This window comes from Amycolatopsis sp. WAC 01376 (assembly GCF_003947415.1).
In the GTDB taxonomy this organism is placed as follows: domain Bacteria; phylum Actinomycetota; class Actinomycetes; order Mycobacteriales; family Pseudonocardiaceae; genus Amycolatopsis.
In genome coordinates, this window is sequence record NZ_QHKL01000007.1 from 316,119 (window position 1) to 336,222 (window position 20,104).

Annotated in this window: 12 protein-coding genes; 10 read left to right on the forward strand and 2 right to left on the reverse strand. The window is 68.2% G+C overall.

Features of this window, described 5'->3' with window-relative positions:
* The first annotated feature begins 4 nt into the window (after positions 1-4).
* From aztB to aztD, 4 genes are read left to right on the forward strand one after another with little or no spacing between them, the layout of a single operon-like run.
* Positions 5-856: a zinc ABC transporter permease AztB gene (aztB, locus tag DMH03_RS32030; protein ID WP_125795719.1), complete on the forward strand. Its 852-nt coding sequence runs from the start codon at positions 5-7 to the stop codon at positions 854-856.
* The gene (locus DMH03_RS32035; protein WP_125795720.1) at positions 853-2,049 is read left to right on the forward strand and encodes a hypothetical protein; all 1,197 of its coding nucleotides are present in this window, start codon (positions 853-855) and stop codon (positions 2,047-2,049) included. Before aztB ends, DMH03_RS32035 begins: the two co-directional genes overlap by 4 nt.
* Entirely contained in the window at positions 2,046-2,945 is a 900-nt protein-coding gene (aztC, locus tag DMH03_RS32040) for a zinc ABC transporter substrate-binding protein AztC (RefSeq protein WP_125795721.1), read from the forward strand. The genes DMH03_RS32035 and aztC overlap by 4 nt, the downstream gene beginning before the upstream one ends.
* Before the next feature lie 26 nt (positions 2,946-2,971).
* Entirely contained in the window at positions 2,972-4,144 is a 1,173-nt protein-coding gene (aztD, locus tag DMH03_RS32045) for a zinc metallochaperone AztD (RefSeq protein WP_125795722.1), read from the forward strand.
* Between the two features lie 592 nt (positions 4,145-4,736).
* Here aztD and DMH03_RS32050 read toward each other — a convergent pair.
* Positions 4,737-5,372 (reverse strand): response regulator transcription factor, encoded by a 636-nt coding sequence (locus tag DMH03_RS32050; protein WP_125795723.1) that lies wholly within the window; start codon positions 5,370-5,372, stop codon positions 4,737-4,739.
* Complete coding sequence (locus DMH03_RS32055) at positions 5,369-6,544, reverse strand: sensor histidine kinase (protein WP_125795724.1); 1,176 nt, start codon at positions 6,542-6,544, stop codon at positions 5,369-5,371. The genes DMH03_RS32050 and DMH03_RS32055 overlap by 4 nt, the downstream gene beginning before the upstream one ends.
* Positions 6,545-6,715: 171 nt before the next feature.
* Here DMH03_RS32055 and DMH03_RS32060 point away from each other — a divergent pair, with 171 nt between their 5' ends.
* From DMH03_RS32060 to DMH03_RS32085, 6 genes are all read left to right on the forward strand, one after another.
* Positions 6,716-7,798, forward strand: coding sequence for an ABC transporter permease (locus tag DMH03_RS32060; RefSeq protein ID WP_125795725.1), 1,083 nt, complete (start codon positions 6,716-6,718; stop codon positions 7,796-7,798).
* Positions 7,795-8,484: an ABC transporter ATP-binding protein gene (locus tag DMH03_RS32065; protein ID WP_125795726.1), complete on the forward strand. Its 690-nt coding sequence runs from the start codon at positions 7,795-7,797 to the stop codon at positions 8,482-8,484. Before DMH03_RS32060 ends, DMH03_RS32065 begins: the two co-directional genes overlap by 4 nt.
* 361 nt (positions 8,485-8,845) lie before the next feature.
* Positions 8,846-10,108, forward strand: coding sequence for an aspartate kinase (locus DMH03_RS32070; protein ID WP_255431264.1), 1,263 nt, complete (start codon positions 8,846-8,848; stop codon positions 10,106-10,108).
* Positions 10,105-14,157, forward strand: a complete 4,053-nt coding sequence (locus DMH03_RS32075; RefSeq protein WP_125795727.1) for a Pls/PosA family non-ribosomal peptide synthetase — start codon at positions 10,105-10,107, stop codon at positions 14,155-14,157. Before DMH03_RS32070 ends, DMH03_RS32075 begins: the two co-directional genes overlap by 4 nt.
* Before the next feature lie 83 nt (positions 14,158-14,240).
* Positions 14,241-15,059: a type I methionyl aminopeptidase gene (gene map, locus DMH03_RS32080; protein ID WP_125795728.1), complete on the forward strand. Its 819-nt coding sequence runs from the start codon at positions 14,241-14,243 to the stop codon at positions 15,057-15,059.
* Between the two features lie 153 nt (positions 15,060-15,212).
* Positions 15,213-20,060 (forward strand): DUF6531 domain-containing protein, encoded by a 4,848-nt coding sequence (locus tag DMH03_RS32085; protein ID WP_125795729.1) that lies wholly within the window; start codon positions 15,213-15,215, stop codon positions 20,058-20,060.
* Positions 20,061-20,104: the final 44 nt, after the last annotated feature.

A 20,104-nucleotide genomic window follows, 5' to 3' on the forward strand; every position in this document is an offset into this window, starting at 1 on the left:
ACGCGTGGAGTGGTTGTTGATCCCCTTCGAGGTGTCGTTCGTGCAGCGTGCGCTGGTGGCGGGAGTGCTCGTTTCGGCGGTGTGCGCCGTCGTGGGCACCTGGGTGGTGTTGCGCGGCATGGCCTTCATCGGTGACGCGATGTCGCACGGCATGTTGCCCGGCGTGGCGATCGCCTCGCTGACCGGCGTGAACCTGCTGATCGGCGCCGCGATCAGCGCCGGGGTGATGGCGCTCGGCGTCACGGCGCTCGGGCGTTCGCGGCGGCTGTCCGAGGACACCACGATCGGGCTGCTCTTCGTCGGCATGCTCGCGAGCGGCGTGATCATCGTGTCGCACTCGCGGTCGTTCGCGGTGGATCTCACCGGATTCCTGTTCGGCGACGTGCTCGCCGTCGGATCCGGCGACCTGGTTGGCCTCGCGATCACCCTGCTCGTCGTGGGGGTGGTGGCACTGGCGGGACACCGCTCGTTCACGGCGCTCACCTTCGATGTCCGCAAAGCGCACACGCTGGGGCTTCGGCCACGTCTGGCCAACGCGGTGCTGCTCGGGCTGGTCACGTTGACGATCGTCGCGTCATTCCGCGTGGTGGGGACGCTGCTGGTGTTCGGCCTGCTCATCGCACCGGCCGCGGCGGCGCTCTTCTGGTCGCGGCGGATCACCACGATCATGCTCATCGCGGCGTTGCTCGGCGTCGCCGCCACGATCGGCGGCCTGCTCGTGTCCTGGCATTGGGGCACCGCGGCGGGCGCGACCATCGCCGCCGGCGCGGTCCTCCTGTTCTTCCTTTCCGCGTTCCTGTCCTTCGTACGACAGCGATTCCGTTCCCTGACACCGGAGATCGAGTGCTCACGATGAAACTGAAAGCAGTGACGGCGGCCGTCGCGGCGCTGACCCTGGCGGCGTGCGGCGCGGAGCAGCCGAAGGAGGTGACCGCGGAAGTCCCGCACGGCTACGTCGAAGGCGCCGAAGAAGCGGCCGAGGCGCAGTCACGGCTGATCGTCGCCGACCCGGACACCGGCGCGGTCCGCGTCGTGGACCTCATCACCGAGGAAATCCACGAAGTCGGACGAGCCGACGGTGTGCAGGCCGTGACCACTGATGGCCGCTTCGGCTACCTGACCGCTCGCGACGGCACGATCCGGGTGATCGACAGCGGTTCCTGGATGGTCGACCACGGTGACCACGTCCACTACTACCGGGCGAAGGTCCGGGACGTCGGCGTGGCACCGGGCAAACAGCTTTTGGCGGCGTACAGCGATCCCGCCGTTTCCGCACTGTCCTATTCGGACGGTACGACGACGTTGCTCGACCGGGCCGCGCTCGACAAGGGGTCCGTGACCGAGCTGGGGAAGATCACGCGCGAACCGCACGCCGCGACCGCGATCCCTTATGGCGAGCACATCGTCGCCACGGTGGCCGACGCCGGAAAGCCGCTCGGTCGCGGAGTGCGCGTCCATGACCGTCAGGGCAAGGCCGTGGCGGAGATCGATCAGCCGTGCCCTGACCTGCAAGGGCAGGCGGTGACCCGGCGCGGTGTCGTCTTCGGTTGCGCGGACGGCGCTTTGCTCGTGACCGAAAAGGACGGTGCGTTCGCCGGGGTGAAGATCCCGTACCCGCGCAGTGTCACGGCGCAGGAACGCGCCACCGCCTTCTTCCACCGGCCAGGTGGCTCCACGCTCGCGGCGCGGGCGGGGGAGTCCGCCGTCTGGTCGCTGGACGTCGGCCGCCGCAGCTGGCAGTACGTCGAGACGGGACCGGTCGCCGCGGTGAACGCCGTCGGGGAGGGCGGCCCGCTGCTGGTGCTGTCTCGCGACGGAAAGCTGAACTCCTTCGACGGCACCGGAAAGGAGCAGGCGTCGATCCCGCTCCTGGCCCCGGAAGCGACCGCGGCCGGCGTCCCTACGATCCAGGTCGATACGACCCGCGCCTATGTCAACAACCCGCTTTCGGCCGAGGTGTACGAGATCGACTACAACGACAACCTCCGTCGTGCCAGGACCCTGAAGGTCGGCGGCAAGGCGGGTCACATCGTGGAGACCGGCCGATGAGGCGGCGGGCGCTCGCCCTGTTCGCGGTGGCCCTGCTGGCGGCGGCCGGATGCTCCGCCGGCGGCGGAGGCGGCAAGTCGGTCGTCGTCACGACGAACATTCTCGGCGACATCACCCGCGCCATCGTCGGCGATCAGGCCGAAGTGACCGTGTTGATGAAGCCGAACGCCGATCCGCATTCCTTCGGCATCTCCGCACAGCAGGCGGCCCAGGTCGAGCGTGCCGGTCTGATCGTCTACAACGGACTCGGGCTCGAAGAGGGCATGCTGCGCACCGTCCGCACCGCTGAGGAAAACGGTGTGCCGTCGCTGCCGGCCGGGGAGCGGGCGAACCCGATCAGCTACGCCGACAACAAGCCGGACCCCCATTTCTGGACGGATCCGGCACGGGTGCGCGACACGGTGAAGACGATCGCCGACGAGGTCGTCGCCCATGTCGACGGCGTCGACGAAGCGGTGATCCGCGCCAACGCCGAACGCTATCGCGGCGAGATCGAGGCGCTCGACGCGATGATGGCCGGGAAGTTCGGTGGGATTCCGCGCGAACGCCGGAAGCTGGTCACGAATCACCACGTGTTCGGGTACTTGGCCCAGCGGTTCGGCTTCGACGTCGTCGGCGCGGTGATCCCCGGCGGGACCACGCTCGCTTCCCCCAGTTCCTCGGATCTGAAAGCACTCGCCGACACCGTCCGCGCGGCGGGGGTTCCGGTGATCTTCGCCGATTCCTCGCAACCGGACCGGCTCGCGCGGGTGCTGGCCGAGCAAGCCGGGCTGCACGTCCAGGTGGCCCCGTTGTTCTCCGAATCGCTCAGTGAACCAGGCCAGGGCGCGGCCACCTATCTGGAAATGATGCGCGCCAACACCGAATCGATCACCACCGGTTTGACCCGTTCCTGATCGGAACAGACGAAAGGCACAGTGAAATGGCAAGGAAAACCCGATATCTCGCGCTGATGGCGACGACGGCGAGCACCCTCGCGCTCGCCGCCTGCGGGACCGAACAGCCGGCGGCGGAGGCCGGAAAGAGCGCGGCTCCGGCACCGGTGGTCGCCGATCCCGTGGCTGTCACCTATGACGGTGGCATCGTCCTGCTCGACGGGAAGACCTTGAAGGAGGCCAAGAAGCTTCCGCTGGAGGGCTTCAACCGGCTCAACCCCGCCGGGAACGACCGGCACCTGCTGGTCTCGACCTCCACCGGGTTCCGGGTCCTGGACGCAGTCGGTGCCGTGCTGACGGACAACGAGGTGAAGGCGGCCAAGCCGGGACACGTCGTCCGGCACGCGGGCAAGACGGTGCTGTTCGCCGACGGGACCGGCGAGGTGACGGTCTTCGACCCGAAGACGATCGGCGCCGCGGCCTTGCCCGCGCCGAAGCACAAGACGCCGGAAGCGCATCACGGCGTGGCCGTCGAACTCGCGAACGGCGAGCTGGTCACCACCGTCGGGAACAAGGACAAGCGGTCCGGAATCGTGGTGCTGGACAAGGACAAGAAGGAGATCGCGCGCAACGAGCAGTGCCCCGGCGTGCACGGTGAAGCCGCCGCGCGTGGCGAAGCGGTCGTGGTCGGATGCCAGACCGGTGTGCTGATCTACCGCAACGGTGCCATCACCAAGGTGACCAGCCCGGACCCCTACGGACGCATCGGGAACCAGGCGGGCTCGGACGTCTCCCCGATCACCTTGGGCGACTACAAGGTCGACGAAGCGGCCGAGCTCGAACGCCCGACCAGGATTTCCCTGATCGACACCGAGAAGGCGACGCTCAAACACGTCGACATCGGGACCAGCTACACCTTCCGGTCGCTGGCCCGCGGCCCGCAGGGCGCGGTGGTGGTGCTGGGCACCGACGGGCAGATCCACGTGATCGACCCGGTGAGCGGTGCCGTGACGCGGAAGATCGCCGTCCTCGGAACCTGGCAGGAACCGATCGAGTGGCAGCAGCCGCGTCCGGCGATCTTCGTCCGGGGCGGAACCGCCTACGTCACCGATCCCGGCAAGAAGGAGATCCACTCGGTCGACCTCGCCTCGGGCACGAAGACCGCGACCGGCACGATTCCGGGAACGCCGAACGAGGTGAGCGGCGTCCTCGGACACTGACCTCCTGCCTGTGCCGTGAAGGACTCCTTGAGGGACTCTGGGTCCCTCAAGGAGTCCTTCACGGCTGGCTTGGGGTCGTGAGTGGTAAGTGGGGTTCTAGTGAGGGGTAGGGCAAACGTGTCGTGTCTGGGGTGAGATGGTGGGCTGGGTGACGCAATACCGCACTCGTGTGCTCAGACCCGGATCTCGCGTGTTTAGAGACGTAACTCGCGTGTTCAGACTCCGCACTCGCGAGTGCGGCATCCAGACACGCGAGTCACGCCTTCCTTCACGACCGGCCACCGAGGTCACAGCCGCCCCATTGTCACCAGGGACCACATCTGACGGTAGCGAAAGCCTCCTTCACTACCCTCAGAGTAGGCAAGGAGGCCCTCACTACCAGGAGAACGCCCACGCAGGAGCGACACTGGCCCCAAGCCACGACACGTTTGCCTTCCCCTCACCACTCACGACCCTTGCGAAGTCGTGCAGTTGCCCAAATCGGGCATAGCCGTTTTGGTCACTGTCCCTTATGGACAGTCCCGCTCCTGCCGTCAACTCCGGCCCACCCCGCCGGCTCGGTACTGCCACACTCAACCCACTCACGAGACGGTCACCGGCGGATGAGGCCGAGATCGGTCGCGGTGGCGACGGCGGCGGTGCGCGAGTCCACGCCGAGTTTGGTGTAGCTGCGGGCCAGGTGGGATTTCACGGTGCCCTCGGTCAGGTGGAGCCGCTCGGCGATGGCCCGGTTGGACAGGCCGTCGGCGACCAGGACCAGTACTTCGATCTCGCGCAGCGTCAGCGCGGCCGAGGGCGTCCGCATCCGGTTCATCAGCCGGTCGGCCACGGTCGGGGCGAGTGTGGTGCGTCCGGCGGCGGCGGTGCGCACGGCGGCCGCGAGGCTTTCGGGAGGGGCGTCCTTGAGGAGATAACCGGTGGCACCTGCTTCGATCGCCGGCAGCGTGTCGGCGTCGGTGTCGAAGGTGGTGACGATCAGGACGCGAGGTGCGTCCGGTCGCGCGGTGATCACCGCGGTGGCTTCGGCCCCGGTCATGCCGGGGCCGAAGCGCAGGTCCATCAGCACGACGTCGATGTCGCCCTCGGCGGCGCGGGCCACCGCTTCCTCCGCGGTCGCGGCTTCGGCCGTGACGACGAGACCGGGTTCGGTTTCCAGCAAGGCGCGCAATCCTGCCCGGACGATGGGGTGGTCGTCGGCCAGGAGGAGCCGGATCGGGGGCGCGGTCACGGGCGTTCCTCGGATTCGACGGGCAGCCGCACGGACAAGGTCGTGCCGTGGCCGGGGGAGGACTCGACGGTGAGCGTTCCGTCCAGTGCTTCGGTCCGCGTGCGCATCGCGCTGAGTCCGAAGCCGCTGTGCTCCGGGTGGAAGCCGATGCCGTTGTCGACGACCTCGAGGGTGGCGTGTTCCCCGAGGTAGCTCAAGGTGATCTCGGCGGTGGACGCATTGGCGTGCTGGACGGTGTTCGAGAGGGCCGCCTGGCCGATGCGCAGCAACGCGACCTCGTGCGCGGTCGGCAGCGGAACGGGAGCCCCGGCGAGGCGGAAGCGTGCGATGAGCCGGTGCCGGGCGCTCGTGGTGGCGCAGAGTCGTTCCAGCGCGTCGGCCAGTGTGGTGTCGTCGAGCGCGGGAGGGGACAGGGCGACGACGAAGCGGCGGGCTTCGGCGAGGTTGTCCGCGGCCGCTTGACGTGCCTGCTCGACATAGCGGGCGGCGTTCCCGGCAGTGTCGGGAAGCGTTCTTTCGGCGGCCCGCAACAGGAGTTGGATGCTCGACAGCCCTTGGGCGAGGGTGTCGTGGATCTCGTGGGCCAGCCGCTCCCGCTCGGCGAGCACTCCCGCCGCGTGCTGCGCCTCGGCGAGGTCGGCGCGGGTGGCGGTGAGCTCCTCGATCAGGTCGCGGCGATGTTCACTTTCGCGGTACAGCGCCTGGTACCCCCACACGACGGCGACCGCGACGGCGGCGCCGAGTGCCGGCCCGATCGCCGCCGCCGGTGCGAAGGAACCCTGGTGGGCGGCGAACGCGGCGATAGCGGCCAACGCGGTCGCGATCACCGCGACCAGACCTTGACGGCGCGGAAGCAGATGCAACTGCAGGAAGTACAGCGGGAAGGCGAGCCAGACACCGTCGGCGGTCAGCGCCAACAGGACCAGCCACACGACGCCCACGGCGATCAGCCACCACAGGGCAACCTGCCGTGACGTCCTGACGAGGGGCAGGAGCGGCCCGGCCGCGTACACCACACCGCACACCAGCGCCGTCGCGACGACGGCCACCGCGTGGGCCGAGCCGCCGGCCACCGCCCGCGCGGCCGCCAGCGCGAGCAGCGCGACGAACAGCAGGTGCAGACACCAGGTCAGCACCCGGCTGGTCGGGGTCAAAGCAGGCGTGGTGATCACAATGCGTCCAGATTACGGAGCAGGCTCGGCGAGCGCCTCTATCCAAAGGTAGAGGCGGCGTGCCGTCTTCCGACGGACGAAGTGCCATCTCCGGCCAGATGTCCTCGCCGGTCCCGGCGGCGATCGTGGAGAGGTACCCAGCCCACCCGCCGGAGAGGACAGACCGGAACCGTGTTCGTCGCCTGGAGAGACCTGAGATTCGCCAAGGGGCGGTTCGCCCTGATGGGCGCCGTCGTCGTGCTGATCACCCTGCTGGTCGGCCTGTTGTCCGGGCTCACCGCGGGATTGGGCGAGCAGAACATCTCCGCGATCACGGGCTTGCCCGCGGACAAGATCGTCTTCGCCGCTCCCGGTGACGGGCAGAGCCTTTCCTACGCCAACTCCGCCATCAGCGAGACACAACGACAGCGGTGGGCCGAGACCCCGGGCGTCATCGGCGTCGAACCGCTGGGCATCGCCACCACCAAGGCCACCGCGGGGAGCCGCAGCGCCGGGATCTCCGTGTTCGGCGTCCGGACCGGTTCGGCGCTCGCCCCCGACAGCGGGAAGATCGTCGCCGATTCGGTGGTGCTGTCGACGTCCGCCGCCGATGACTTGGGCGTCCGAAGCGGGGACACCATCACCGTGGCCGGACGTCCGCTGACGGTCGGCGCCGTGACCGGGGACGCCTGGTTCAGCCACACCCCGGTGGTGTGGGCGGCCCTCGACGTCTGGGCGAAGACGGCGCCGCCTTCGGGCGGTGAGCCGAGTGCGACGGTGCTCGCGCTGAACACCACCACCGATGCCGATCTCGCGGCCACCGACCGCGCCGCCGGCACCCAGACGGTTTCGAAGAGCGACTCGTTGTCCGCGATCGGCTCCTACACCTCCGAGAACGGTTCGCTGCAACTGATGCGCGGCTTCCTGTTCGCCATCTCCGCCCTCGTGATCGGCGCCTTCTTCACCGTCTGGACCATCCAGCGCAGCGGCGACATCGCCGTTCTCAAGGCGCTGGGGGCGAGTACGGCCTTCCTACTGAAGGACGCGCTCGGCCAGGCTGTCGTACTTCTCGCCGGCGGCACCGCCGTCGGAACCGGGCTGGCCGTCGGCTTGGGGGCGGTCGTCGGCGGCTCCGCCGTGCCGTTCCTGCTGACACCCGCCACCGTTCTCGTCCCGGCCGCCGTGATGATCCTGCTCGGTGCGCTGGGGGCCGCGCTTTCCGTCCGCCGTATCACCTCCGTCGACCCGCTGACCGCACTCGGGAGTGCCCGATGAGCTTGAACCTGACCGGCGTCACCCTCACCTATCCCGACGGCGACTCCCGCCTCACCGCCCTCGACAACGTCACGCTGGACGTCCCCTCCGGCGCGCTCACCGCTGTCGCCGGGCCCTCCGGTTCCGGCAAGTCCAGCCTGCTCGCCGTCGCCGCCACCCTGATCAGCCCGGATAGCGGGACCGTCACGATCGACGACACCGTGACCACGGGCCTGTCCCGCGCCGAACTCACCGAACTCCGCCGCCGCAAGATCGGGATCGTCTTCCAGCAACCGAATCTGCTGCCGTCCCTCACGGCGGCCGAACAAATTCAGGTCATGGCCCGGATCGACGGCCGCTCCCCGGCGGCGGCACGGGGTGTGGCCATGGATCTGCTCGACGCCGTCGGGCTCGCCCCGCAGGCCGGACGGCGCCCGCATCAGCTCTCCGGCGGTCAACGACAGCGGGTGAACATCGCGCGTGCGCTGATGAACGAACCCACCGTGCTGCTGGTCGACGAACCGACGAGTGCCCTCGATCACGACCGTGGCGCCGCGGTCGTCGAGCTGATCACCCGCCTCACCCACGAGCGGGCCACCGCCACCGTCCTGGTCACCCACGACCGGGTCCACCTCGCCGCGGTGGACCGGATCGTCGAAGTCCACGATGGACGGTTGGGAATTCCCTCGACGGCCGTGAACACGTAAAAGGATCCCGCGACTTCCGGAGAGCAGGAAAATTCGTTCCTTGTCACGGTCGCTCTTTCGGATTTCGAAGGCACTGGGAATGCGTCATTCTTTCGGCCCGATTCCATCGAACTCGGCTGTTCGCAGCTATAACATTACGCGATGTCGTCGGGTTATGACCTGCAAGAATGGACGACCGGTTTTTCGTACTTACGGAGGTACCCCTTCAAAGTTTCTCGCACTACTTTCCATTCCTGTCAGCCCGACCGCGCAGGACTGAGCCACGGAAGTCTTCTCTGGCAGCTCTGAGTGAAGAATATTCGTTGCGGGCTGATTGTCCGAATTCGAACCCGGCCGCCGCGGCGATCCACTAAGGAAACTGGTGAATTCTTCTCCGGACCTCGAGCTCAGCTTGGACCTGCCTTTACGGAAGACGCGGAGCGAAGGGCCGGTCATACGAAAATACGGTGGCTCCTCGCTGGCCACGCCGGTAATGGTGAGCGACGTGGCCGCCGAAGTGGCCGCGATCGCCGAAGCGGGGAACCGGTTGGTCCTGGTCGTATCGGCCATGGGGGACACCACCGACAGGCTGATCGACCTGGCCGGGGAGTTCGCCGAGACACCGCATCCTCGGGAACTCGACCAGCTGATGGCGACGGGCGAACAGGTCTCCGCGTCGGTGCTCGCCATGGCGCTGACCGAGCGCGGGGTGCGGGCCGTGTCATTGTCCGGTGACCAGGCGGGGATCGAGGTGACCGGCGAACCCGGGGCCGGGACCATCGTGCGGGTCGACCCAGGCAAGATCCTCACACGGCTGCGTGAAGCGCAGGTCGTCGTGGTCGCCGGTTTCCAGGGGCGGAACGCCGACGGTGAGCTGCTGACCCTGGGCAGGGGCGGTTCCGACACCACCGCGGTGGCGCTCGCGGCCGCGCTCGGCGGTGCCGAATGCGAGATCCGCACCGACGTCCACGGCGTTCGCACGGCCGACCCCAGGATCGTCTCGGACACGCGTCCCGTCCAAGCGATCTCCTACGACACCATGGCCGAGCTCGCCGGGCTCGGGGCTCGCGTGCTGCATCCCAGATCCGTCGAGCTCGCGCGCCGCCACGGGGTGGCGGTGCGGGTGACGCACTCCTCGGATCCCGGCCCTTCCACCGTCGTCACGGCGGAGGAATCGTCGCTGGAAGGCACTCCCCGGGTCATCGGCATCGCACACGAACGCGATGTGCGGCTGGTCAGAGTCGAGGTTTCCGCCGACGGCCCGGATCAGTACGCCCGCGTGCTCACGATGCTCGCGAGATGCGGGGTGAGACCGGACAACCTGAGCTGGCCCGATCCCGGCGAGCTCCGGTTCACCGTCCGAGGTTCCGAGCCCCGCCTGCCGATCGCCGAACTCGCGATGGAGCTGGACGCCCGCGCCTCGGTTTTCGACGAGCTCGGCTCGGTCTCCGTGGTCGGCACCGCGCTGCTGGACCCGCCCGGGTTCCTGCCCGAACTGCTGCGGGTCCTCGCCGACCACCGGGTCACGGTGCCGTCGTTGACGACGTCGCAGTCGCGGCTCACCGCCGTGATCCCCGCCGACGCCGTCGACACGACCGTCCGCGCCCTGCACGACTCGTTCGGCTTGGCGGAGGACAGGACATGAGCCCGTACGGACAGCCGTCGGGCCTGTTCACCGCCGATGGCCTGGTCCTGACCTGCGACGGCCACGAACAGCGGATTCGATGGCAGGCCGGCGATCGGCTCGAGCAGTTGTACGAGCGGCTTTGCGACCGGCTGCGCGCAGAGGGCCTCGGAGATCGCCTCGCGGTGGACGCCGGGGGCACGAAGCTCACCTTCGCCGGACTGGACGAGCGGGCCAATCGTCTCGCCCGCCACCTGCGAGCGCGCGGAGTGCGGCCCGGCGATCGGATCGGGCTGCTCTTCGACGAGCCGGTTCATCCCTACGTCGCGATGCTGGCCGTGCTCAAGGTCAACGCGGCGTACGTGCCCTTGGACGCGGGTTTCCCGGACGACCGACTGGCGTACATCGTCCGCGACGCCGGTGTCCGGCTGGTGGTGTCGATCTCCGGTCTGCGCGACAGGTTCGATCCGGGCAGCGTGGAACTGGTTTGCCTCGACGAGGACGCGGACCGGATCGCCGCCCTTCCGGGTGAGCGGCTCAGCGCGGACGAGAAGGGCGCTCCGGTGGACGAGCTCTGTTACGTCGTCTACACGTCCGGTTCGACCGGGCGGCCGAAAGGCGTGACGATCGACCACGCCTCGATCTGCAACTTCGTCAGTGTCGCGGCCGACGTCTACGGCATCCGGGGCGCCGACCGGATGTACCAGGGCATGACGATCGCGTTCGACTTCTCGGTCGAGGAGATCTGGGTGCCGTTGCTGTGCGGCGCCACGCTCGTGCCGAAACCCGGCGGCGCGGCCCTCGTCGGCCACGACCTTCTCGAATTCCTGCGGGAAAACCGGGTCACCGCGTTGTGCTGCGTTCCGACCCTGCTGGCCAGCCTTGATGAGGATCTGCCTCGGCTGCGGTTTCTCCTGGTGTCCGGTGAAGCGTGCCCCGAAGACCTCGTGCGCCGCTGGTACCGGGCGGGCAGGCGTTTCCTCAACGTCTACGGCCCGACAGAGGCCACGGTCACCGCGACGTGGTCGGTGCTGCGACCGGACCGGCCGGTGACCATCGGGGTGCCGCTGCCCACGTATTCGGTCGTCATCCTCGATCCGGACGAGCCGAGGGCACTGGCCGCGGGCGAACTGGGGGAGATCGGTATCGCCGGGATCGGCCTCGCCGGGGGATACCTGAACCGTCCCGACCTGACCGAGCGGGCGTTCATCCCGGACTTCCTCGGCATCGGGTACAACCCGTCCCGCCGCATCTACCGCACCGGCGATCTCGGCCGGATCACCCCGGACGGGGAGATCGAATATCACGGTCGGGCGGATACCCAGGTGAAGATCCGCGGCTACCGCGTCGAGCTCACCGAGATCGAATCGGTCCTGCTCCAGATCCCCGGGATCGCCCAGGCGGTGGTCGAGACCCACCATCCGGACGCCGGCACGACCGAACTCGTCGCCTATTACAGCCTGCGGCACGACAAAGCGGACATCGATCCCGGGGAGCTACGCCGTCGCCTGGTGGAACTGCTGCCGGGCTACATGGTGCCCGCCTATCTCGAACGACTCGACCACATCCCACTGACACCGGCGGGCAAAGCCGACCGCAAGAATCTCCCGGCACCCAGCAACCCGCGAACAACCGCGAGCGACGTCGGCTACGTGGCACCGGCCACCGAGACCGAGCTCCACCTGGCGGAGGCCTTTGGACGGGTCCTCGGGATCGAGCGGATCTCGGCGACGGGACATTTCTTCGACGACTACGGTGCCGACTCCCTGTTGCTGGCCAAGTTCTGCGCCCTGGTCCGGGAACGCGGCGACGTCGCGCCCTTGTCGGCGAAGGACGTCTACCTCAACCCCACTGTTCGCGGTCTCGCGGAGTCGGTTCCCGCGTCGGCCCAGGTCACGGCCGTTCGCGCCGAGGAGCCACGCCGGGCGTCCACGGCGTCGTATGTCCTCTGTGGAGTGTTCCAGCTTCTGGCCTTCCTCGCCTACGCCGCCGGTTCCGGCTGGATCCTGGACACGGGATTCACTTGGCTCTCCGCCGCGACCGGACTCGTCGACGGCTACGCGCGGGCCGTCGGGCTCGGGCTCGTCGTGTTCGTCGTCCTCTCCGTGGTGCCGATCCTGGCGAAGTGGGCGCTCGTCGGACGGTGGCAGCCGGGGGAGATCCCGCTGTGGAGTCCCGGCTATCTGCGCTTCTGGACGGTCAAGACACTGATCAGGTTCAGCCCGCTGATGCTGTTCACCGGCACTCCGTTGTACTCCTGGTACCTGCGGGCGCTCGGCGCGGACATCGGCAAGGGCGCCGTGATCCTGTCCCGGAACCCGCCGGTCTGCACCGATCTGCTCAGCATCGGCGACGGGGCTGTCATCCGGAAGGACGCCTACTTCTCGTGCTACCGCGCCAGGGCGGGCAGGATCCAGACCGGCCGGGTCACTCTCGGCGACAACGCCTTCGTCGGTGAGATGACCGTGCTCGACATCGGCACGACGCTGGGCGACAACACACAACTGGGCCACTCGTCGTCCTTGAACGCCGGACAGTCCGTCCCCGACGGCGAGAGCTGGCACGGGTCGCCCGCCCGTCCCTCCACCGTGGACTACCGGGCGTTGCCGACCGTGGCACGGGGCAGGCTCAGACCATTCGTTTTCAGCGCCTCCAGCCTGCTGCTCCTGCTGCTGGTGACGCTTCCCATGACACTGGGCGGCGCGGACGTACTCGCCGAGCGACTGTTCACGAAGACGGTGGACTTCACGAGTTGGGCCTTCTATCGCGGCCAGATCGCCGACTCGGCGCTGGTGTACTTCGGGGCACTGTGCGCCGGGCTGGCCGTCGTCCTCACGATTCCGCGTCTGCTCGGCCTGTTCCTCCGGCCGGACCGGGTCTACCCGCTCTACGGGAGGCATTTCGCGATCCAGCGGCTGATCGCGCGGCTGACCAACCTCCGCGCGTTCACCTACCTGTTCGGCGACAGCAGCTACATCGTGCACTACCTGCGCGCGCTGGGATACGACCTGTCGAAGGTCCAGCAGACCGGATCCAACTTCGGAGTCGAGGTCAAGCACGAAACGCCGTTCCTCAGCACGGTCGGCACCGGGACGATGGTCTCGGATGGCCTTTCGCTGCTCAACGCGGACTTCTCCGCCTCGTCGTTCCGGCTGCGCAGGACTTCCGTGGCACCACAGGCGTTCCTGGGCAACGAGATCGCTTATCCACCGGACGCGCGGATCGGCCGGAACTGCCTGCTGGCCACCAAGGTGCTCGTTCCTTTGGACGGGCCGATCAGGGAGAACGTCGGCCTGCTCGGGTCGCCCGCGTTCGAGATCCCCCGGACCGTCCGCCGTGACACCGGTTTCGACCATGTCAGCACCGAGGACGGCCTCCGGGCGAAGAACCGGCACAACACCGTCACCATCTTCGTCTACCTGCTGGTGCATTGGCTCCACCTGCTCGGGGTCCTGCTGATCGGCGCGGCCGCCGGTGCCCTGCACGAGCGGCTCGGTCCACTCGCCATCGGCGCCGGCATCGTGGCGACACTGGTGTTCTCGGTCTCGTTCCTCATGTTGGCGGAACTTGCCGTGCAGGGCTTCCGGGCGATGCGGCCGCGGTTCTGCTCGATCTATGATCCGATCTTCTGGCGGCACGAACGGTTCTGGAAGCTCAGCCCCGCCCGCTACCTCGCGTTGTTCGACGGGACACCGTTCAAACCCTTCCTTCTGCGCTGCCTCGGCGTCCGGATCGGCCACCGTGTCTTCGACGACGGATGCGCGATCCCCGAACGGTCCTTGGTGAGCATCGGCGACGACTGCGTGCTCAATCTGCACACCGTCGTCCAAGGACATTCGCTCGAAGACGGCCTGTTCAAATCCGACTACATCACCATCGGCGCGGGGTGCACGATCGGCACCGGTGCGTTCGTCCACTATGGAGTGACGATGTCGGACGGGGCGATCGCCGAAGCGGACGCGTTCCTGATGAAGGGCACCGCCGCCCCAGCACGAACCCGCTGGCACGCCAATCCGGCTGTCGAGCTCGACACGGCGGAGGAGATCACCGCCGCTAGGGGACTGTCGTGACGCGAGCCCACCTGGTTGGTATTATTATACCGGCAGATGTTAGGGTGCCGGTATAATAATACCAACCGCCACGCGAGGACCTCATGATCGAACTGAAGACGCCCGCCGAGATCGACCGCATGCACGTGACCGGGCGTTTCGTCGCCGAGGTGCTCACCGAGGTCGGCAGCATCGCCGACGTCGGCGTCAACCTGATGGACCTGGAACACCACGTGCGCGGCATGATCCAGCGACGCGGGGCGGAGTCGTGCTACTGGGACTACGCGCCGTCCTTCGGCAAGGGCCCGTTCCGCAACGTCATCTGCCTGGCGGTCAACGACGCCGTCCTGCACGGCCTGCCCCACGACTACACGCTGCGCGACGGAGACGTGCTCACCGCGGACCTCGCCGTGAAGATCGACGGCTGGGCGGCAGACTCGGCGCGCACGGTCATCGTCGGGACGCCCGCCGAGGAGGACCTGCGGATCATCCGCGCCACCGAGGAGGCGTTGGAGGCGGCGATCGAGATGGCGCGTCCCGGCAATCGGCTGGGTGACATCTCCGCGGCCATCTGGGCGGTCGCCCGCGACTACGGCTATCCGGTGAACACCGAGTTCGGCGGCCACGGCATCGGCCGCACCATGCACGAGGAACTCCACATTCCCAACAAGGGCAAAGCGGGCCGCGGCCTGAAGCTCCAGCCGGGACTGACCGTCGCGCTCGAGCCGTGGTTCGCCCGGACGACGGACAAAATCATCTTCGACGACGACGGCTGGACCATCCGTTCGGCCGACGGTTCACGCACAGCCCACTCCGAGCACACGGTGGCCATCACCGAAGACGCACCCTTGGTACTCACCCGGCGCGAGCACGAGACGTCCGTCGCACCTCTGTCCACAAAGGACTCCGAGCACGCCGAGTGATCTTCGGCACGCGCTTTGCCTTTTCGGGCAGAGTCGATGTGCACAACAGGCAGAGTCACGGGCACGAACATCGGTGCCGTCTGCACCATGTACTCGGGCAACGCCTGAACCGGTGTCGACGGCGGTCGTTTCGGCTCATGCTTGAATCAAGTCATGAGTAATCCGTTGGTCGCGCCGGTCAAGGACTCGACGACTGCGGTGTCGGGCGTGCCGTTGCTGGAAGGCGCGCTCGACCTGAAGTCGGCGATCGAGAGCGGGGACTGGGCTTCGGTCGCCATGGGCGCGGTGGGCACCGCGCTGGACGCGCTGACGGCCGTGATGGACCCGTTCGGCGCGGTTCTCGCCGCCGGTGTGGGCTGGTTGATCGAGCATGTGGGCCCGCTGAAGGAGGCTCTCAACGCTCTCACCGGCAACGCGGACGAGATCGCGGCGCAGGCGGAGACCTGGACGAACATCGCCAAGGAACTCGGGACCGTTTCGGTCGAGCTGGTGGATCTGGTCGACAAGGATCTCGGTACCTGGACCGGGGAAGCGGCCGACGCGTACCGAAAACAGGCCAAGAACACCTCCACGCTGATCGAGAGCGCGCAGAAGGGGAGCGAGGGCGCGGGCAGCGGGGTGAAGACGGCCGGGGAGGTCGTCGCCGCGGTCCGGACGCTGGTCCGGGACATCATCGCCGAACTCATCGGACACCTGATCTCCTGGGCGCTGCAGGTGGTGTTCACGCTCGGCATCGGGTTGACGTGGGTGGTGCCGCAGGTGGTGGCGGCGGTGGCGAAGACCGCGTCGAAGATCGCCGGCCTCACCACGAAGCTGGTGAAGGCGCTCAAGGGCCTGGTCCCGCTGTTGAAGAAGGCGGGCGATCTGTTCGACGACGCCGGGAAGGCGTTGAAGAACCTCAAGGGCGGGACGGTCACGCCGTCCGGCAAGCCCAAGGACATCACCGTCAAATCCCCCGAGCCGAAGCCCAAACCCGACGAGGACGGCGGCACCAGCCCCTCCGGCGACCACACCGGCCCATCCGGCGACAAGGGCGGCTCCGGCGGGGACAGGGGTGGTTCGGGCGGCGGGGACCGGAACGGCAACACCGGTCCGGCGGGGGACAACGTCACCCCATCGGGGGCAGGCGGCAGCCGTGGCGGCGGAAGTAACGGAAGTCCGCCCCCGGCCCGAACGGACCCTCCGCCCAAGCAGTCCGCGCCCGATGAGATGAACCTCTGTGGCGACCCGATCGACATCGCCACCGGCGAGGTCGTGATGGTGCAGGACGATCTGTCGCTGGCCGGACCGCTGCCGATCCGGATCCGCCGCACCCATATGTCGAGCTACCGCGCGGGCACCGGCTTCGGCCGCTCCTGGGCGTCGACCGCCGATCTGCGGTTGGAACTCACCGCCGAACACGCCCGGTTCTTTTCCGACGACGGCACGGCGCCGACGTTCCCGTTGCCGGAGCCGGGGCGGCCGACGGAATCGCCGGCCGGGCCTTCGCGAGCGCTACTCGTGGACGAGGCCGGCACTTATCGGCTGGAGACCTGGGATTCCGGGATCACCCTGTACTTCGCGCCGGTCCCGGGTGCGCCGTCACGAGTGCTGCCGCTGACCGCGTTCGAGCTCGGCGAGGACGGGCCGCGGATCGAGGTGGACCACGACGCCGACGGCGCGGGCGTGCGCTGGCGGCATTCCGACGGACGGGTACTGGAGATCGACCGTGCGCGTGGCCGGATCCAGGCCCTGCGGATGACCGATCCGGTGCAGGGTCAGAACGTCGTCGTCATGCGCTACGGCTACGACGACGCGGGCAACCTCACCGAGGTGACCAACTCCTCAGGCCGGGCCCTGCGGTTCGACTACGACCCCGACGGCAGGCTGGCGGAATGGCAGGACCGCAACGGGATCTGGTACCGCTACGTCTACGACGCGGCCGGACGCTGTGTGCGCACGGTCGGGGATCGCGGATTCCTCGACTGCACCTTCGAATACGAGCCGAAACGGACGCGCTACACGGATTCCCTCGGCCACGTCACGGTCTTCGAGCTCGACGCCGCGCATCACGTGGTCCGCGAGACGGATCCGCTCGGCGCGACCACCGTCTTCACCTGGGACGAGCGCGACCGGATGCGGTCGAAGACCGATCCACTCGGCCGGACCACGCGGTTCAGCTACAACGCCGAGGGCGAGATCTCAAAGGTCACCCGGCCCGACGGCAGTGTGGTGCTGGTGAACCGGTCCGAGGACGGCGCGGTCGACGGACTGGTGGCCGACGAGGGCGACCACACCCGTTACCGGGCCTACCCGGACGGCATGGGGCCGGATCCGCGGCAGGATCCGGTCGGCGTTTCCGGCTCGATCAACCTCGACTCCGGCCCGGAATCCGACGACTCCGGGACCGAGGACCACGACCTGTTCGGCAGGCCGCGTTCGGTCCCGCACGGCAGGGGACGGGCCCGGATCGGCTGGACCGTGGAGGGGCTGCGGGCCTGGCGGGTCGGTTCGCTGAGCGAGCGGCAGAGCTGGCGCTACGACAGCGAAGGCAACGAGATCGAACACGTCGACCCGGCGGGGCGCACGACTCGCCGCGAGTACGGCCCGTTCGACATGCTGACCGCGGAGATCGATCCGGCGGGTGGACGCACCCAGTACACCTACGACACCGAGTTGCGGCCGGTCGTGGTGACCAACCCGAACGGGCTGACCTGGACCTATGAATACGATCCCGCGGGCCGTCTCGTCCGGCAGACCGACTTCGACGGCCGGGCGCACACCTACGCCTACGACGCGGCAGGGCAGCTGATCCGGTCCGTCGACCCCGCCGGTCGAGTCACTGAATACGACTACGACCTGATCGGGAACCTGGTCCGGATCCGCACCGACGACACGGAGACCACCTACGCCTACGACGTGGTCGGCGAGCTGGTCCGTGCGGACGACGGCGAGTCCGTGGTGGAGTTCGAACGGGACGACAACGGCCGGACGGTGCGCACGGTCACCGACGGGATGGAAGTGGTCTTCGCGTACGACTCCGCGGAGGGGACGATCAGTCGGCGAACCCCTTCCGGTGCAACGAGTGTGTGGTCCTTCGACAAGGAGGAGCGGCCGAGCGCGCTGTCGACGGCCGAGCACGTCGTCGACTACGCCTACGACGCCGAAGGCCGTCCGATCGAGCGGCGCGTCGACGAGGGCGCCCGGCTGCGGCAGCAGTTCGACGCCGACGACCGGATCATCGGCCAGACTCTCACCGACGCGACAGGCACCGTGCTGCGGCACCGCGAGTTCGCCAGGTCGGCCGACGGCGACCTCACCGCGATCCGCGACGCCGCGGGAGGCGAATCCTTCGGACGTGACGCGGCCGGGCGGATCACCACCCACCTGGTCGACAACGTGCGCGAGGACATCGCCTACGACCGGGCGGGCAAGGTCGTGCAGTGGGCCACCACGACGATGGCTTATCCCGAAGCCGGGCCGCGCACGTACGACCGCAACACGATCACCGGCGCCGGGGTGGTCCGCTACGAGCACGACATGAGCGGACGGCGTACCGCCCGGCGCGAAGGTGACCGGATCTGGCGGTACGAATGGGACGCGCGCAACCGGCTGACCGGGCTCACCACGCCGGACGGCCGCCGCTGGCGGTACCGCTACGACCCGCTCGGCCGCCGCACGGCGAAGGAACTGCTCGCCCCGGACGGCCGGGTCGTCGAGCAGACGCGCTTCGTCTGGGACGGCAACTCGCTGATCGAGCAGGCGCACACCGGCCCCGCGGGTGTCACGGTCACCACCTGGGAACGGCGGCCGGACACCGAGGAACCCGTCACCCAGACCGAACACGGCAACGCGCCGGCCCGGTTCCGCGCTTTCGTGAACGACTCCATCGGGACCCCGACCGACCTGCTCGACCCGCTGGGCACGCCGAGCTGGAGCGGCCGCTGGACGTTGTGGGGCTTGCCGTTGACCGGGTTCCCGGGCACGCCGCTGCGCTTCCCCGGCCAGTACCTCGACGCGGAAAGCGGGCTGCACTACAACCTGCACCGCTACTTCGATCCGGCCACCGCGCGCTACCTCAGCCAGGATCCGCTCGGCCTCCCCGCCGGGCCCGATCCGGCCGGTTACCCGCACGACCCGACCTCGGGTTCGGATCCGCTCGGCCTGGTGTGGTGCGACAAGAAACGCAAGCACGTCGACGGTCCGGACACCAGCGGGACCGGGCACAACGCGGGCAACACCGGTGGCAGCGCGAAACGTCCGCGAACCGAGAACGACAACGCCAATCGCGGCGGCCGCAGCAAGAACCAGGCGGGCACCACCGAAGAGGTCCGGGCCACCTACGACAAGAACTCCACTCGCGGGAAGGACTTCGTCAACACGCCGGACCCCAAGCAGGTCACCGACGTGGACGCGCTGAACAAGAACTCGATCATCCGCAACAAGACGGACCAGAACGGGAAGGTGCACGGGGAGAACAACCTGAGCGAGAAGCTGGTGGAGACCCTGGAGAACACCCCGAAGAGGAACCCCAAGCCGGGCGAGAGCCAGTTCCTCAGCGCCGACGAGAAGTGGATCCGCGGTCACCTCGAGAACGGTGACATGGGCGGGCCTGGCAACTCGGACAACATGATCCCGCTGACCCACACCGCGAACATGAACTACAAGAAGCTCGAATCAAGCCTTCAGACCTACGTCGACCTCAAGAACGCACTGGCGAACCGGGACGCCTCCGACATCGGCATCGACTTCCGGGTCAAGCCCAGCGACGAGGTGAAGTTCCCCAAATCGGACAACGACGTCGAACGCGGCATCCGCGACCACGTCGAGATCAACACCCAGTACACCGGGATCACCCCGGACATCGCCAAACGGCTGATGGACAGCAAGATGGACGTCCCGCTGCCGGATCTGCCCCCGCTGGGGACCAAGTTCGACACCATCAGCGGCAAGTTCACCAAACCCGACGGCACCGAGTGGGTCAAGAACCCGAAGGGCCACGACCTCAGTCAATACCTGTGAGCGCGAGAAGTTTCGGCCGAAAACTCCGAATACGGCCCGTCACC